This window comes from Limnothrix sp. PR1529 (genome assembly GCF_002742025.1).
GTDB lineage: Bacteria > Cyanobacteriota > Cyanobacteriia > CACIAM-69d > CACIAM-69d > CACIAM-69d.
In genome coordinates this window covers 42,744-58,970 of sequence record NZ_LIRO01000064.1, presented here as the reverse complement: position 1 = coordinate 58,970, position 16,227 = coordinate 42,744, and the positions used below count along the sequence as shown (strand labels likewise).

13 protein-coding genes are annotated in these 16,227 nt (G+C 58.5%); 4 read left to right on the top strand and 9 right to left on the bottom strand.

Annotated features, from left to right (window positions below):
• Positions 1–71: 71 nt before the first annotated feature.
• A complete protein-coding gene (lipA, locus tag AMR42_RS10270) occupies positions 72–998 on the top strand; it encodes a lipoyl synthase (RefSeq protein WP_099533357.1) in 927 nt (308 codons plus the stop codon).
• A gap of 73 nt (positions 999–1,071) precedes the next feature.
• Positions 1,072–1,821: a glycerophosphodiester phosphodiesterase family protein gene (locus AMR42_RS10265; RefSeq protein ID WP_099533356.1), complete on the top strand. Its 750-nt coding sequence runs from the start codon at positions 1,072–1,074 to the stop codon at positions 1,819–1,821.
• Positions 1,822–1,872: 51 nt separating this feature from the next.
• Here AMR42_RS10265 and fldA read toward each other — a convergent pair whose 3' ends face one another.
• The 6 genes from fldA to AMR42_RS10235 form a co-directional block, all read right to left on the bottom strand.
• On the bottom strand, positions 1,873–2,385 hold the full coding sequence (gene fldA, locus AMR42_RS10260) for a flavodoxin FldA (protein ID WP_099533419.1): 513 nt from the start codon (positions 2,383–2,385) through the stop codon (positions 1,873–1,875).
• A gap of 387 nt (positions 2,386–2,772) precedes the next feature.
• A complete protein-coding gene (locus AMR42_RS10255; protein WP_099533355.1) occupies positions 2,773–4,278 on the bottom strand; it encodes a chlorophyll a/b binding light-harvesting protein in 1,506 nt (501 codons plus the stop codon).
• A complete protein-coding gene (locus AMR42_RS10250) occupies positions 4,275–5,345 on the bottom strand; it encodes a chlorophyll a/b binding light-harvesting protein (RefSeq protein ID WP_099533354.1) in 1,071 nt (356 codons plus the stop codon). The genes AMR42_RS10255 and AMR42_RS10250 overlap by 4 nt, the downstream gene beginning before the upstream one ends.
• A gap of 331 nt (positions 5,346–5,676) precedes the next feature.
• Positions 5,677–6,855, bottom strand: coding sequence for a DUF58 domain-containing protein (locus AMR42_RS10245; RefSeq protein ID WP_099533353.1), 1,179 nt, complete (start codon positions 6,853–6,855; stop codon positions 5,677–5,679).
• 107 nt (positions 6,856–6,962) lie between these two features.
• Positions 6,963–8,093, bottom strand: coding sequence for a branched-chain amino acid ABC transporter permease (locus AMR42_RS10240; RefSeq protein WP_099533418.1), 1,131 nt, complete (start codon positions 8,091–8,093; stop codon positions 6,963–6,965).
• A gap of 141 nt (positions 8,094–8,234) precedes the next feature.
• Positions 8,235–9,392, bottom strand: a complete 1,158-nt coding sequence (locus tag AMR42_RS10235) for a GUN4 domain-containing protein (RefSeq protein ID WP_099533352.1) — start codon at positions 9,390–9,392, stop codon at positions 8,235–8,237.
• Positions 9,393–9,594: 202 nt separating this feature from the next.
• On the opposite strand from AMR42_RS10235, the gene AMR42_RS10230 reads away from it, so the two are divergent.
• Positions 9,595–11,199: a glucose-6-phosphate isomerase gene (locus AMR42_RS10230; protein ID WP_099533351.1), complete on the top strand. Its 1,605-nt coding sequence runs from the start codon at positions 9,595–9,597 to the stop codon at positions 11,197–11,199.
• Positions 11,200–11,435: 236 nt separating this feature from the next.
• Here the strand turns inward: AMR42_RS10230 and AMR42_RS10225 are convergent, their stop codons facing one another.
• On the bottom strand, positions 11,436–12,494 hold the full coding sequence (locus AMR42_RS10225; RefSeq protein WP_199312091.1) for an agenet domain-containing protein: 1,059 nt from the start codon (positions 12,492–12,494) through the stop codon (positions 11,436–11,438).
• A gap of 424 nt (positions 12,495–12,918) precedes the next feature.
• Between AMR42_RS10225 and AMR42_RS10220 the strand changes: the two genes are divergently transcribed.
• Complete coding sequence (locus AMR42_RS10220) at positions 12,919–14,214, top strand: Glu/Leu/Phe/Val dehydrogenase (RefSeq protein ID WP_099533349.1); 1,296 nt, start codon at positions 12,919–12,921, stop codon at positions 14,212–14,214.
• Between the two features lie 32 nt (positions 14,215–14,246).
• Here AMR42_RS10220 and pdxA read toward each other — a convergent pair whose 3' ends face one another.
• Together pdxA and AMR42_RS10210 are read right to left on the bottom strand one after the other, a co-directional pair.
• Positions 14,247–15,308: a 4-hydroxythreonine-4-phosphate dehydrogenase PdxA gene (gene pdxA, locus AMR42_RS10215; RefSeq protein ID WP_099533348.1), complete on the bottom strand. Its 1,062-nt coding sequence runs from the start codon at positions 15,306–15,308 to the stop codon at positions 14,247–14,249.
• Positions 15,301–16,116, bottom strand: a complete 816-nt coding sequence (locus AMR42_RS10210) for a hypothetical protein (protein WP_099533347.1) — start codon at positions 16,114–16,116, stop codon at positions 15,301–15,303. Before AMR42_RS10210 ends, pdxA begins: the two co-directional genes overlap by 8 nt.
• Between the last annotated feature and the right edge of the window lie 111 nt (positions 16,117–16,227).

Below are 16,227 nucleotides of genomic sequence, written 5' to 3'. Positions count from 1 at the left end.
AATTGATTAGTGTTAATTAATCAATAATGAATCAGTGCCCCAAAACTGGGTGAAACCCAACCGGACTACTCGTGAACCCAAACTCCAACCCGATCGCCCAAAAACCTGAATGGCTCCGCGTCAAGGCTCCTCAGTGGGAGCGCGTGGGCAATGTCAAAGATATTTTGCGGGACTTGGCCCTGAACACGGTCTGCGAAGAAGCCTCCTGCCCCAACATTGGCGAGTGCTTCAATGCCGGAACGGCCACGTTTCTAATCATGGGGCCCGCCTGCACCCGCGCTTGTCCCTATTGCGACATTGACTTTGAGAAGAAGCCCAAGACCCTGGATCCCACGGAACCAACGCGGCTGGCGGAAGCGGTGCGCCGGATGCGGCTGAACCATGTGGTGATTACATCGGTGAATCGGGATGATTTGCCCGACGGCGGGGCGGATCAGTTTCGCCAATGCATTGCGGCCGTGCGATCGGCCTCGCCGGGAACCACGATCGAGGTGTTGATTCCGGATCTCTGCGGTAACTGGGCGGCGCTGGATATTATCCTGTCGGCGGGGCCGGAGGTGCTGAACCACAACACGGAAACGATCGCCCGTCTTTATCGCCGGGTGCGCCCCCAAGGGGACTATCAACGCACCTTGGAACTGTTGCAACGCGCCAAAACCCTTGCCCCTTGGCTGTATACCAAATCTGGAATCATGGTTGGGCTGGGGGAAACGGCGGCGGAAGTGGAACAAGCCATGGCCGACCTGCGATCGGTGGATTGCGATATTTTGACCCTCGGGCAATATCTCCAGCCTTCGCCTAAGCATTTGCCGGTGCAGTCTTTTGTGACTCCGGAGCAGTTTGAAGCTTGGCGGGTGGCCGGGGAAGCCATGGGCTTTTTGCAGGTGGTTTCTTCGCCGCTGACCCGCAGTTCCTACCATGCGGAACAGGTGCGATCGCTGATGGAGCGCTATCCCCGATCGCGCCCCCAGTCTGCTGAGGCGCTTTCCGTCGGCTAGGCAACGGTTAACGGATTCCTCAAATTGAATCCTCAAATTGAATCCTTAACTTGAATCCTTTCGCTCCAGAACCATGGCGCAGCTCATTGCCCATCGGGGCAGTTCCGCGATCGCTCCCGAAAATACCTTGGTGGCGATCGAACAGGCGATCGCTGACCGGGTTGATGTGATCGAGCTGGATGTGCAGGAGCTGGCGGACGGCACGTTGGCGGTGCTCCATGACATAAACCTGCGGCGGTTAGCCGGGGTCGATCGCCCCAGCCATCAACTGACCGCTGCGGACTTAGCCCAATTGGAGGTGGGATCCTGGCTTAGTCCCCGGTTTGCGGGAACCCGGATTCCGACCCTGGCGGCGGTGTTGGCCCAAGTGGGCGATCGGGTGGCCCTGAATTTGGAGCTGAAGTGTCATGGCCAGGAACGCCAACTACCGGAAGCCGTGGTGGCTTTGTTGAGGGCGTTCCCCCAAGTACAGGTCATGCTCACGTCTTTTAATTGGGCAATGCTGCAACGGGTGCGGGCGATCGCGCCTGAGTTGCCCTTGGGCCCGATTGCGGCTGACCCGCTGGATTGGGCCGCGCTCGATCGGGAATTGGGGGCGGTGGCGGTGGTGTCGTTGCACCATGGCCAGCTCACCCCCGAAGTGGTGGCTCTGGCGCGATCGCGGCAGGCGGCCCTCTGGGTTTGGACAGTGGACGATCCCATCGAAATGGAGCGGGCCCTGAGCTTGGGGGTGGATGGCGTGATCACCAATGCTCCCGATCGGGCCCGGTTCGATCGGCTGGCTGCGGCGGCTCCTAGCCCGATCGGCTTGGACGGTCAATAGCTCACCAGCGCCCAACGGGAACCCCAGAATTTCAGGGCCAAACTTGCCCAATTACAGGCCAAATTCGCGCTTAATCTGGGCCACCCAAGTGGCAATTCGCTCATCGGTCAAGTCCGGTTGGTTATCTTCATCCAGCGCCAACCCCACGAACCGATCGCCCCGTTGGGCCTTGGATTCGCTGAAGTCATAGCCCGCGATCGGCCACATGCCCACGGTTTGGCCGCCCAGGCTGGCGATTTTTTCTTCCAGTAATCCCATCGCGTCTTGGAAATTGTCCGCGTAGCCCACCTGGTCGCCGGGGCCAAAATAGGCCACCTTTTTGCCCGCAAAGCTGATGTCGTCTAGCTCTCCGTAGAGGCCGTCCCAGTCGCTTTGGAGTTCGCCGATGTTCCAGGTAGGACAGCCCACAATCAGGTAGTTGTAGGGCGCAAAGTCTTCGACGCTGGCATCCGCCACATCGTGCAAATCCACCACGGAATCGCCGCCCAGGGCCGCTTGAATTTTTTCAGCCAAGGATTCTGTGTTGCCCGTTTGCGTGCCGTAGAACAGTCCGATCGTTGCCATAGGTTCGATTCGTTGAAAGGTTGAGGTTGTTGAGGTCGGCCGGCCGAGTACCGATCTCGCTTCAGGGGTGATCGCCATGCACTGCTGGTTACTGACGATTGACCCTTGAAAGCTTATCTAATGAAATTAACTCTCAATAAATAAGCAATAGCAGCATAGCAAGCTTTTCTTAATTGAGAAAGAATTTTAATAAACTGAAAATGCCCACCCAACCAGAAAAAAGGGGATCGATCGCCACCCCCAGCGACGGAGCGGCCCCGAATCCCCCCAGTCCTCGTAATCAGCCCTCCATGACCGATTTCGATTTCTGTAAATGACTGACTTATGGATCAAAAACTCAAAAAACGGTTTGAACGATGCTGACCAATCAGGCTGGTCGCGGATCGCCTAGAGCGCCAACAGGCCCGCCCCCTGGGTCAACAGCAGGAAGGCAAAGATCGCGCCGCCCATGCCACCTACCAAGAACATGGCGCTGAACTGGCTCCAGCCGTCCGCCGTCCGCAGGTTTTCGGGCAGCACAGCCGCATTCGCGCTCACGGCCTTGGCCATGCCTCGGAATTGATCCAGGGAGCGATCGCCCCGGTTCGGGAAGGTCACGGCTCCATAGAGCGACAGACACAGGGACAAAATCAGCAGCAGCCCCATGGTGGCAATCAGCCCCACCAGTTCCGCCGATTGGCTCGATCGCATTGGCCCCAGCTTGATGAACGGCCCCACCAGGAAGTAGCCGTGGGCCATGCCAATTTCCAGACCCCGCGACAGGGGCGACAGGTTCGGGCGATAGATCGGCAGGTATTGCACCAGGGCCAGGGTCACATCGGAGGCGCTGACGGGCGTGTCCAACGTGCCCGCTTCCGGGGAGCCGCCACCGGGCCGGACAAAGCTATCGCTGCCGAACTTGAAGCCCACGGCCTCCGCCCGCACCCGCAGGGCGTGCCACAAATGCCCCGCCAAAAACAGGATCGCAAACACAAAGTGGAAGGTGGCCAGCCAGCCCCGAGCGGTTACCGTGCCGTCCTGGGTGACGATGCCCAGGGGCCCATAGAACACTTCGGGATAGGCAAAATCATTCACCGACACAAAGTAGGCGGCGAAGAAGCCCATATAGGCCAAGGCTCCCAGGCTGTAGGACAGGTAGGCTTCTCCCGTCCAATAGAACACCCGCTCCACCCAGAGCCAAGGACGGCTGAGGATGTGCCAGAGGCCGCCCGCGATGCAGAGACCGCCGACCCACACATGGCCACCCACCAGGTCTTCGAGGTTATCGATCGCCGCCATCCCTTGGCTGCCGTGGGATCCGACCAGATAGCCCCAAATCGTGCCGAACTCCAGGGTGGGGTGCTCAACCAAGCGCACGGAGCCGATCGCCGGGTCATAGAGACCGCCCCAGGCCATGGCCTTGGCCACCAACAGGAAGGCCCCCGATCCCAACAGCAACAGGTGAATGCCAATAATCGTGGTCATTTTGTCCTTGTCGCGCCAGTCGTAGCCAAAGAAGCCACTGAAGTTGGCGCGATCGGTCGGCAGCACCTCGGGGCCCAGCACGGCGTGATAGATGCCGCCAGCTCCCAACACTGCTGCACTGACCAGGTGCAACATGCCCACCACCAAATAGGGATAGGTGTCAGCGATCGCCCCATTGGGCCCCAAGCCAAACCCCAAGGTGGCCAAGTGGGGCAACAGAATCAGCCCCTGAGTCCCCATCGGTTGGCTCGCATCGTAGCGAGACAGCTCAAACAGGGTCATGGCCCCCGCCCAGAGCACAATCAGCCCCGCATGGGCCACATGGGCCCCCAGCAGTTTGCCCGACAGGTTCACGAACCGACCGTTTCCGGCCCACCAGCCCAACTGCGGCATCGCGGGGGCCGCCGTCCGAGAGATCACAGCGCTCATGCAGCAGCCTCCTGGGTGGATTGAGTGGACGAATCAGCGGTGTTAGCAGTGGCCGGGGTGGTTTGCCCAAAGCCAAACCGCACACCAGCCGCTTGCAGGGCGTGGAAAATGTGCCCTTGCAGGAAAAAGAATCCGAGCCAGAAATGGGCGTTGGCCAACCAAACGCGGGAGGTCAATGCGCCATCGGGGCTGAAGAAATAGGGCACGCGATCGAACCCGATTTGCAACGTGGGGCCAAAGAACACCTCGGGAAAGGCGACGGCATTCACGGACACAAACAGGGTGGCCACAAAGGCCATCAGGGCCAGCGCCCCCAGGCTGTAGGACAAATAGGCCTCGCCTGACCAAATAAACAGGCGCTTCACGGCCGCGGACGGCTCCGAAACGATGTGCCAGAGGCCGCCACCGATCAGGATTGCGCCCAACCAAGCATGGGCCCCGACGATCGTGGGTAGGTCATTGACGCTAGCCAGCCAGTAGCGACCGCCGGCCCCAAAGAAGTAGCCGAAGATTTGCCCCAAATCCCAGTTCAGGTCACTGACCAACTGGACGCGGCCCACCGCCGGATCGTAAAGACCGCCAAAGGTGGTGGCCTTCAGCACCAGCAGCCAAGCGCCCAACCCGAGCAACACCAGGTGAATGCCCAGAATTTGGGTCATTTTGTTGGCATCATCCCAGCGGTAATTGAAAAAGCCGGTGCGATCGAGCCGTTCGGGCCCCTTGAGGGCATGGAACAAACCGCCTGCACCCAGGAAGGCGGCGCTGATCAGATGAATCGCTCCGATCACAAACCAATCATCGGTTTGGGCGATCGCCCCGTTGTTGCCCAGGCCCCAACCCAACCGGGCCAGGTTCGGCAACAAAATCAAGCCTTGCTCATACAGCGGCCGACTCAGATCGCAGCGGGAGACCTCAAACAGGGTCATTGCCCCCGCCCAAAGCACGATCAGTCCCGCATGGGCCACATGGGCCCCCAACAATCGTCCCGACAGTTCCGTCAGGCGGGCATTCCCCGCCCACCAAGGAATCGCGATTGCCGTCTGTGGCGGCGTGGTGGTGACAGTCATAGGAAGTTCCCAACAACAGCTTGCAGCGTTTGCAGTTTTTGCAGGTATGCGCCATTCGGTGCAGATTCGAGTAACTCTCGAACCTTTATTGAAACTTTATAGCAATAAAGCCTGAATCAAGATTTGGAAAATGTCAAGAATAATTTTCAATAAGATTTGAACAAGCAAGTCCAACGGCTAGAGATCCAACGGCTGACGATCGCCCCGTTTCGTCGCGCCGGTTTCAACCGATGCTCTGGACGGCCTGAAGTAGGGGCGTACGGCCGCACGCCCCATCAAGGGTCAATGATGCGAACGGTTGAGCGAAAACCGTTGAGCGAAAACCGTTGGGTTAAAGCGGATGGTTGCCGGCTTGCAATTGCTCAGAAATTGGGCGATCGCGCGAGATGACGCGGCCTTGGGCCTGGCGACCGAGCAGGCTGCCTGTCAACTCACTGCCGGGGGGTAACCACAACAACCAACGGCTGCGATCGGGCAATTGACTGACCCGATCGACCGCTGAAGTGAGCCACAGCACGGCCCGGGAAGGCGGTTCATGTTCAGCTAGCTCCCCGGCTTGGGTTCCGGCCAGGGTTTCCAACACCACCTGTCGCCCTCGCACCAGCCCCGTGGCCGCCGTCCAAAGGAAGGGATCGAGGTAACAGCGGCTGGCATAGACATACATGGAGGCGGCCGCTTCCACGGCCTGCTCAAAGTCTTCGGGATCCCAGGCGATCGCACTATCGAGGGCCACAATCAGATCGGGCCCCGTGGCGGCGGTTTCCAATTCGCGCACCTGAAGCTCCCCAAACCGGGCACTGCTGCGCCAATGAATGAGCCGGGTGGAGTCGCCCCAACGGTAGGGCCGCAGGGAGCGGGTGAGGCCTTCGGTTCCCAAACGTAAGGCGCGATCGCCCGCTGCGTTTTGGGCATCCCCTTCGCCCATCCAATCCACGATTGGGCATTGGGCCAGGGGCCAAACTCGAGGATAAACCACCAACTTGGCCGGTGCAGCGATCGGCTGTTGTCGCCAAAACAGGCCGAAGGGCGCACCCGATCGCAAAGTGAGACTCGGCCAACGGTGGATGCCGCGCCGCTGGGCCCGAAATTGGGACTGGATGGTGATGCTGCCTTGGGCGGGAATCAGGGCGATCGAGCCGCTAGCAATGGGCAGGGGGGTCGGTGGCCGATCGACCCATTGCAACAGGGAGCGGGCCGATCGGGCATGGTTGGTGATCCGGCATTCCACCACGGCTAAATCATCAACACTGATCGGTGGAATGGGTGATCGGCTGGCGCTCAGACCCCCGAGCGATCGCACCGTCAGCACCGCCGCCACCAACATCAGCGCCAACAGCACCCCACTCATCACGTAGAGCCAGCCGGCCATGGCGTTGGTGGCCGCCCCAAACAGAAACAGGGCGATCGCGCCCAGCAAAGCCCCTTGAAACGAAGGACTCACCAAACGGGTCTCCCAGCCCATCAGCCACATAACCCAGCGATGGCGCACCGTTGCCAGCAGTTTGAACATGATTGAAAGGGGGATCAGGGCCTTGCGATCGCAGCTTGGACTCTGGAGATCACTTGCACTGTTGATTAACCCATCATAGGGCGATCGCCCCGAATCGCCAGAGCCGCCTATTGGCCGAGGGTCAGCTCTTCCTTCTTGCCCAAAATGCCCTGGGGCCGCCACATCATCAGCACCACCAAAATCAGCCCAATGACCATTAGCCGGAAAGCACCCAAGCGGGCATCATCCAAGGGCAACAGGGCCGGCAACACAAACCGGGTGAGGGTGGTGTATCCCCAAAACAGGACAGAACCCAACAGCGTGCCCGCATTGTTGCCCGCACCGCCCAAAACCACGATCGTCCAAGCTTGGAAGGTCATCAGCGGAATGAAGCCATCGGGGTTAATGAAAGTGAGATTCCAGGCATAGAAGGAACCAGCGACCCCCGCGATCGCGCCGCCCAACATCAGGGATTGCAGTTTGTACCAAAACACGTTTTTGCCCAAGGCCCGCGCGATTTCTTCGTCTTCGCGGATTGCCTTGAGCACCCGGCCCCAGGGCGATCGGCCCAGTTGTTCCAGTTGCCAATAGACCAGACCCAAGACGGCCACCACCAGCAACATCAAGCCGCCTTTGTAGTTGAAATCCCAAAGGGCGATCGCCCCACAGATATAGAGCAGCAGCCCCAGTAGGGCCGAGATGCCACCCAACACCAGGCGACCCTTGGAGGGGGGCTGTTGGGTTGTGCCGGTGACTTGTCCTTGGGCGGCCTGTTGGCGCGATCGCAAGGCTTGCCGGAACCAACGCCACAGGGACCAACCCGCCGCCCCAAAGATGCCCGTCCAAAGGGCGATCGCCACCGGAGCCACCCAAGGCGCGTCCGGCACTTGGGCCAAGGGCAGCGGGTAGCCATAAACGCCCCTTGCGCCTCGGGTCAGCCACTCTTCATTCAAAGCCACCAGCCGCACCACCTCCGACACCCCGATCGTGACGATCGCCAGGTAATCTTCCCGCAGGCGCAGGGTGGAAATGCCCACCAACAGGCCCAGCAGAGCCGCCAACCCTGCCCCGATCGCCACCGCCAGCACAATCGGCCAACCCTGAAGCGACAGCAGAATGGTGGTGTAGGCCCCAATGGTCATGAAGGCCACATGGCCAAAATTAATTAAGCCCGTGAGACCCCATTGCAAATTCAGACCCAGACCAAAGAGGGCAAAGATGCCTGAAAAGATAATCAGTGAGGTGAGGTAAGCAATCATGGGGGCGCGATCGAGCCTCAGCGTAGGAATAGCCCAAATTTCACGCCCCATTGTAGGGCAGGGAGCTGATGGATCGATGGTTTAGGCATTGGTTGAGGCGCTGATTTAGGCGCTGGTTTCGCCTGGCGGGCCAAGGTTGGCTTAGGCGCTGCCCAAGGCCGCATTCACCACCTGAGGAAACAGACCCGAACACCACCAAACCCCCACGGCAGAACAGTAAGGCAAATGGCCCGCCGGGGCGCTGAGGCTGAAGTTACGGCTCTTTTGGCTGGTCCAACCCAGGCGATCGCCAAACCGACACCAAGCCTCCACGGGGCTGGCCGTTTGGCTGGTGACCTCTAGCCAAATGTCGTACTGAATGCGGAAGCCAAAGTGATGGTTGCTGTGGATGGTCCAGAGGCGATCGATCTCGGTTAAATCGCCCTTGGGAAATTGCTCAATATCTTCCACCCGCAACCAACTGGCCCCCTCGCGGCCCACCACCTTCAGCATGATTCGAGTGGTTTCCCGATCGGCCTCCAGCCACTTTTGCGCTTCCAACAACTGGGACAGCCGCCCGTAGCGATCGACCGGGGCCGGAGTTGGCCCCGGCGAGGGCATCACAAACTGCAAAATGGTCACCTCCTCCTCCGTGGGCAGCCCGTGGGCCGGCGGCATGGGGGCAGAAGGGCGATGTTCCGGCAAGTGGAAAGGATTTTCGTTGCGATCGGGACTTGCCAAGGTTGGGTCAGGATTGACCGCCGAACTCGGATTGCCCTTGTCTTGCAGGGCGGCCGTGTCCAAGGGGCCCAAATCAAACGGCAAGGGATCGGATCCCGACTCGATCGGATGGGATTGTGTCGGGGATCCTGCCTGGGGCGATCCTGTCTGTGGTGATCCCCTCTGTGGTGACCTTTGGGGCCCCGCACTCTGTTTCAGGGCTTGGATTTGTTGCTGGAGCTGACTCTGAAGCTGTTGCAGCGTTTCCAGCCATTCCGGCGACAGGGTTTGGAGCAGCAGTTTTTGCGATTCTTGTAGTTGTGTTAGTTCCAAATACAGGTGCGATCGCTCCTGGCGGGCCCGTTTCAGTTGGCCTTCAATGTGGTTTAACTTGGCATCCAAATTTAATCGCTGCCAAAACTCCCGGGCCCAAGTGGTGCGCACCTGGTCGCGGGCCCGCAACAGGGCAATGGTCGCCCGATCGCTCCCCGTGCCCACCAGCGCCTCCGGTAACGGGGAATTATCCCAACCACAGGTTGGGCACAGCACTTCGGTGTCTGACAACTCGGTGGCACAGATAGGACAACGCACAGCAGCCATGGGTCAAGAGGGGGGTGAGGGCAGGGGGATGCTACTGCCGCCCCTATTCTACTCAGCCGGTTGGCACTGTCGGGAACTGCGCGCTCGGCCCAGACGCAGGGGGGCCGGTGTCTGATGCAATCGTTACCGTGATCGGGGGTGGGAGCTGGGCTACACTCAAGGCGCGATCGGGACGATAAAAAGACGATAAGAAGGAGTGTTTATGACCGGCACTGCGTCATTGTGGCAGCGTTACCAAGACTGGCTCTACTATCACGAGGGCTTGGGGCTGTATCTGGACGTGAGCCGGATGCGGTTCGATGATGCATTTGTGGCTCAGATGCAACCCAAGTTGGCGAAAGCGTTTGGGGACATGACCGCTCTGGAATCGGGGGCGATCGCCAATCCCGACGAACAACGGATGGTGGGTCACTATTGGCTGCGGCAACCGGACTTGGCCCCAACACCGGAATTGCGAGACGACATCATCAATACCCTTGACCGCCTCGAAACCTTCACGGCGGCCATCCACAACGGCCAGCTCACGGCCAACGGTCAGCCTTTTACGGATGTGTTGTCGATCGGGATTGGCGGTTCGGCCCTGGGGCCGCAGTTCGTGGCGGAGGCCTTGGCTCCCAATCAGCCGCCCTTGGCCATTCACTTTGTGGACAACACCGACCCCGACGGCATCGATCGGATTCTGTCCAAGAGCACGGGCGGCTCCCCCCTGCGCGATCGCCTGGCCACAACCTTGGTGTTGATCATCTCCAAGTCCGGCGGCACACCCGAAACCCGCAACGGCATGGTGGAAATTCAAGCGGAATTTGGCCAAGCCGGTTTGCCCTATCACCGCAACTTTGTGGCCATTACCTGTGAGGGCAGCGCCTTGGATCAACGGGCGATCGCGGAAGGCTGGCTCGATCGCTTCCCGATGTTTGATTGGGTCGGTGGCCGCACCTCGGAACTGTCGGCGGTGGGGCTGTTGCCAGCGGCGCTCCAAGGGATCCAAATTCGAGAAATGCTCTTGGGCGCGCAAATGATGGATCAGGCCACCCGAGACCGCAACCTAAAAACCAACCCCGCCGCCCTGTTGGCCCTCTGCTGGTATTCCGTGGGCCGAGGCAAGGGCGAAAAAGACATGGTGGTTTTGCCTTACAAAGACCGGCTACTGCTGTTTTCGCGCTATCTCCAGCAATTGGTGATGGAATCCTTGGGCAAGGAACGCGACCTGGATGGCAACTTGGTCTATCAGGGCATTGCCGTGTATGGCAACAAGGGCAGCACCGACCAACATGCCTACGTGCAGCAGTTGCGCGAAGGGGTTCCCAACTTTTTTGCCACCCTGATTGAAGTGCTGGAAGATGGCGGCTCGGGCGTGGTGGTGGAAGACGGGGCGATCGAGTCCGGCGACTACCTCAGTGGGCTATTGCAAGGCACGCGCCAAGCGCTCTACGACAACGATCGAGAGTCAATCACCATCACGGTTCCCCGCGTCAGTGAGCGCATTGTGGGGGCCCTAATTGCGCTCTACGAACGGGCCGTGAGCTTCTATGCCTCCCTGGTGAACATCAATGCCTATCACCAACCGGGCGTTGAGGCCGGCAAAAAAGCCGCCGCCAACATCTTGGCCCTGCAAAGGCGGCTGGTGTCGGTCTTGCAAGACGCGGGAGAACCCCTGTTGATTGCGGAGTTGGCAACGCAGGTGGGGGCGATCGAGCAGGTGGAAACGATCTATTGGATCCTGCGGCACTTGGCAGCCAATGGGCGCGGCCCGGTGCTGGTGGGTAATCCTGGACAACCGGCCAGCCTGAAGGTGTCTTGGAAATAGGTGTTGGGGAAATCTTGATCCATTGCTGAGTTTGCGGTTGCCGGAATTCAATCGCAATTCAACCATTTCCCGGTTTACATTAATGTCCAAACCAATGTCCAAACCAATGTCCAAACCAATGTCCAACTAATACCCAACTAATGTCCAAAAGCGAGTCGGGGTAGATGCAAACCTACCCCGATTTTTTGGGCGATCAATTCCCAATTTGGCTTGATGCAACCACGCGCCCCGCTGCCCTATTCCGGTTCTCGCAGGCGATCGGGCCCCACCCACTCATCCCAATTTTCGTCGTAGTCGTCATAGCTAATATGGTGCAGGCCATACCAAGCCTTTTTGATTGTTGCGGGATACCAATCGCCCGCCTCATCCTGCACCTCCACCGCCGCTCCCAGGTCATACATCACCGGTTCGTAGGGACGGATGCGATCGGGCGTGACCCACTCTTCTGACTGATCCACCACGTATTGCACTCGGTATTGCGGATCGCCGTCTGAATCGCTCACCTCCACAATTTTTGCCCGATACCAATCCTCCTCATATTCCACCTCCACCCGGCGGCCCAATTGGGGATCGAACTGATCGGTCACTCGTGACAGTTGCATTTGGGGATCAAAATCATGAGTTGTGAAAAACATTGATTTTTGGTCTTCAATGAATGCCACTTCCAATTCCGTGTAGCGGGCAAAATCATAGAGCGTAATCACCCGATCTTCATCCAAATCAACCGTGGGATCTCCTTGTAATCCCTTCAGCAAAGAAGCCGTAAAAGTCCAAGCGCCCGTTGAAGTGTTGTGGGCATAGGCAGAGGTCACACAGGCGTAAGCAATTTCGCTTTCCCGCCGTTTGGCTTCATCAATCAGTCCCCCAGAGAAGCAACAGTCCGCCATCAGCAAGGCATGGGAACCATTGAAGTTTTCTTCAATATCATCAAAGATGCTGGACACTTTCCAATAGGTTTCCGTATCTTCCGCATCGGCATCATAGTTGTAAAAATAATGTTCTCCCGATTCGGAATCCCAGCCGCCATGACCAGCAAAGTAGAGCATTAAGAGAGCATTTTCATCGGTGCTGGCCAAAAAATCCGGCAGTTTAGATTGAATGGCGGAGAGGGTGGCTTGACGATCCTGAAGATAAATAATTTGGGATTGGGGCACGCCTTGGTTGCGGAAAAATTCCACTAACTGCGCGTCCGATCGATTGGGGACAGCATCAGGAAAAGGGGCGAAGGCTTCTGAGTCTTGCCACTCCAGCAAACCCACCGCAAAGATCCAAGTTGTTTCGGGATTCCATTCCATGGTCAAGGGCATTCTAGGAGGATGCTGTGGGGAGGATAAGGCTACGACTGGGTTCGATCGAACGGCTCTTGGCCGCCCTTGAACTTAGGACAATCGCGATCGGGCGGCGCAATTGAGGGGCAATTGGGGCGCGATCGAGCCATCCTCCGCACATCGGGCCCATCTTAATCCTGGCGTTTGGGATCTGACCACGGGCCCAGTTCGGTTTTGGGTTGCCAGAGGATGATCCCGGCCACCGAGCGATCGCCCTGGTTTTCAGGATTTGGCTCGCTTTCCACATGATCTTGACTTGATCTTTCCTTGATCTCTACTTGATCCCTGCCTGGTTCTTGCTTGAACCCTGTGGCTGGCGAGCAAACCGTAACAAAGACTACAATTTAAACAGGAAGGTTGCTCCAACTACCTTCAAGGAACGACCCGAAGCATGGAAAGCCAATCGCTGTTTGTGGGTGCGCGCCAAAATCTCGATTTGGCCCTGAAGCATATCGCCATTTCGGAAGATGCGATCGAACATTTAAAGCATCCAAAAGCCAGTCTGCAAGTTTCAATTCCCGTGCGGATGGATGATGGATCGTTACAGGTTTTTCAGGGCTATCGAGTTCGCTATGACGATACGCGCGGCCCTGCGAAAGGCGGGGTTCGCTATCATCCCCAAGTGTCCTTGGATGAGGTCACATCCTTAGCATTTTGGATGACCTTTAAATGTGCAGTTTTGGACTTGCCCTTTGGCGGTGGCAAGGGTGGAATTACGGTTAATCCTAAGCAGCTTTCGCGCTTGGAGTTGGAGCGTTTAACGCGCGGCTATATTGATGCGATCGCGGATTTTATTGGGCCCGATGTGGATATTTTGGCCCCCGATGTTTACACCAACGCCACGATTATGGGTTGGATGATGGATCGCTACAACATCATTCAGCGCAAGTCCTGTCCGGCGGTGGTGACGGGCAAGCCGATCGCCCTGGGCGGCAGTGCGGGCCGAGAAACGGCCACGGCCATGGGAGCTTTTTTTGTGATGCAAACCATTTTGCCCAAGTTCGATCGCCCACCGGCCGAAACCACCGTTGCGATTCAAGGATTTGGCAATGCGGGCAGTTTTTTGGCGGAACAAATCTATCGTGCGGGCTACCGAGTGGTGGCGGTCAGCGATTCCAAAGGCGGAATCTATGCTCCGGCGGGGTTAGATATTCCTGCCATCCGCCACAACAAGGAAGCGGGGCGCGGCATGGAGGCCCTTTACTGCCATGGCACGGTTTGCAACATGGCAGATCATCAATCGATTACCAATGCAGCACTCTTGGAACTGCCCGTTGATGTGTTAATTCCGGCGGCGCTGGAAAATCAAATTACACCGGAAAATGCCGATCGAATTCAGGCCAAACTGATCTTTGAAGTGGCAAACGGGCCGATTACCTTTGAGGCCGATCGCATCCTGAATCAAAAGGGAATTTATGTCTTGCCGGACATTTTGACCAATGCAGGCGGCGTGACCGTTAGCTACTTTGAGTGGGTGCAAAATCGGAGCGGTTTGTATTGGTCGGCGGCGGAGGTGGAACAGCGGTTGGCGGAACGGATGACCCGCGAAACGGAACGGATTTGGCAGCTCGCCCAATCGCTGGATTTGTCCCTGCGGACGGCGGCCTATGTCCATGCGCTCGATCGCCTGCGAGCAGCGATCGAGGTGAAGGGCACACGCGACTATTACGCACAAGCCAAAGCCTAAGTTCCAATTTCAGCCGAGTTCAACAGCCGGGTTCATTCCCGGTGGGCAGCGGTCACAACCCGATCGCGCCATTGGTTGCGGGTTTCCGTGAGTTCGATCGCCCAATGGATTGCCTCAATCATGCTGGTGGGGGTGGCGATCCCTTGGCCAGCAATGTCAAAGGCCGTGCCGTGGTCGGGGGAGGTGCGCACAAAGGGCAGGCCGATCGTGGTGTTGACGGCGCGATCGAAGGCCATCAGCTTCACGGGAATCAACCCTTGGTCGTGATAAAGCGCTAAGTAGGCATCGGGCAACCCGGCTGGAAGGGTGGGCCCAAACCAAGCTTGGCCCGCTGTCACCCACATGGTGTCTGGGGGAATGGGGCCGCGCAGGGTGGCGTTGGGGTAGCGATCGCGTGCTTGGGCTAACCAGGGAATCAGCCAATCGCGCTCCTCAGTGCCCAGTTGTCCCCCTTCGCCGCTGTGGGGATTCAGTCCGGCGATCGCGATGGTGGGATGCGTGATCCCCAAGTCTCGATCGAGCATGGTGATCAGCAAATCTAGCTTCCGATCGAGCAGTTCTGCCGTGAGCACCACAGGAACCTGATGCAGGGGAATGTGAGTGGTGGCCAGGAGGGCGCAAAGTTTCCAACCAGTTTGGGGTGATCGACCTACAAAGGCCATCCCAAACCGATCGACCCCGGCCCGTTCGGCACAAACCTCCGTTTGTCCAGGGAAGGCGTGGCCCGCTGAATGCCAGGCGGCTTTGCTGATCGGCGCGGTGACCACTCCCGCAAACCGGCCGGCCGCCGTGGCCGCCAAGGCCGCATCGAGCCAAGTGAAGCTGGCGGCTCCGGCGGCCGCATTTTCAACCCCCCAATGAATCGATCGCTCCAACAGCGGGTCGATCGGAATATCCAGAATCCTCAATTTGGCCGGATCCGCGATCGGCTGGGAACTGCGCGGCTGAAGTTGCGCATAGGTGCGGCTGAGAATCGATCGGCTGCCCACCAGCACCGGCCGCAAAGCCGCCACCGCCGGATCCGCCAGCGCCTTCAGCACGACTTCCGGCCCAATGCCCGCCGGGTCGCCAATGGAAATAGCTAGTCTAATCATCTTGGGATCTGGAGCGTTGTTGTCGAGAGAGGGGGTGAAGGATGGGGCGCGGCATTGCCAAGGGCCTCGGGTCGATCGCCTGGTTGAGTTCGGCCCCGGCCGCTTGGGCGAAAGACCGAAACGTCCAGCCCGCTGCCCGAAACACCGGCCGATGGTCTAACCAGACGGCTCCTAGGGTCAGGGTCAAAAACCAACGATGGGCCACATGGGTCAACTTTTGATTCAGGGGCGATCGACCCCGGCGCAATTGGGCCAGTAACTGACCTTGCATTTGCAAATGTTGGCTTTCGTCCCACTCAATTTGCCATGCAACCGCTTGGGCGATCGGGTGGTCTGTGGCCCCCTGCAATGCCCGGGCATACAACAACCCCATCACCTCCGCCGTTAACAGCATTGCCAGCGCCAATTCCCAATTCATGCCCCCCCGCAGCCACCGAAAAGCCGCGTCGGCCCAGTGGTGTCGCAGGCGGGGAAGCTGTTCGCGATCGAGCAGTCGCCCCAAGTCCGCCGCGTGGCGCTGTTCTTCCCGCACAAACCACTTGAACACATCCACCCAAACGGGATCCGCTCCTTGGGCAACCCAAGCCCGCACCGTTCGCATCAACCGATGGCCCTCGGAACTTTCCCCCAACTGGAAAATCGCGATCGATTGGCGAAACCGTTTTTGTTCTTGGGGGGTGAAGCCCCCAGTTTGCTGCCAATTAATCGGCAACAATTGGCTGTGATTCTGTTGGAAGTAAGCGAGCCAATCGGCGGCCGTGACGCGATCGGCTGTTGTCGATCGCGCCAACGAAATTGGGTGCAACATAGGATGTTTTTGCCCATGCTAGCGCACCCATTTTTCTATGGGGTTAATAATCGCCATTGGGTCGATCGCCCTTTGGTTAACCGGAAAGGTGCTGACTGTTGCTCGGTTGGG

Excerpts from the sequence above, each read along its gene's own strand:
- AMR42_RS10245 (WP_099533353.1), bottom strand. The coding sequence starts at position 6,855 with ATGTTCAAACTGCTGGCAACGGTGCGCCATCGCTGGGTTATGTGGCTG.
- AMR42_RS10250 (WP_099533354.1), bottom strand. The coding sequence starts at position 5,345 with ATGACTGTCACCACCACGCCGCCACAGACGGCAATCGCGATTCCTTGG.
- AMR42_RS10210 (WP_099533347.1), bottom strand. The coding sequence starts at position 16,116 with ATGTTGCACCCAATTTCGTTGGCGCGATCGACAACAGCCGATCGCGTC.
- pdxA (WP_099533348.1), bottom strand. The coding sequence starts at position 15,308 with ATGATTAGACTAGCTATTTCCATTGGCGACCCGGCGGGCATTGGGCCG.
- AMR42_RS10255 (WP_099533355.1), bottom strand. The coding sequence starts at position 4,278 with ATGAGCGCTGTGATCTCTCGGACGGCGGCCCCCGCGATGCCGCAGTTG.
- AMR42_RS10235 (WP_099533352.1), bottom strand. The coding sequence starts at position 9,392 with ATGGCTGCTGTGCGTTGTCCTATCTGTGCCACCGAGTTGTCAGACACC.
- AMR42_RS10225 (WP_199312091.1), bottom strand. The coding sequence starts at position 12,494 with ATGGAATGGAATCCCGAAACAACTTGGATCTTTGCGGTGGGTTTGCTG.
- fldA (WP_099533419.1), bottom strand. The coding sequence starts at position 2,385 with ATGGCAACGATCGGACTGTTCTACGGCACGCAAACGGGCAACACAGAA.
- AMR42_RS10265 (WP_099533356.1), top strand. The coding sequence starts at position 1,072 with ATGGCGCAGCTCATTGCCCATCGGGGCAGTTCCGCGATCGCTCCCGAA.
- AMR42_RS10240 (WP_099533418.1), bottom strand. The coding sequence starts at position 8,093 with ATGATTGCTTACCTCACCTCACTGATTATCTTTTCAGGCATCTTTGCC.
- AMR42_RS10220 (WP_099533349.1), top strand. The coding sequence starts at position 12,919 with ATGGAAAGCCAATCGCTGTTTGTGGGTGCGCGCCAAAATCTCGATTTG.
- AMR42_RS10230 (WP_099533351.1), top strand. The coding sequence starts at position 9,595 with ATGACCGGCACTGCGTCATTGTGGCAGCGTTACCAAGACTGGCTCTAC.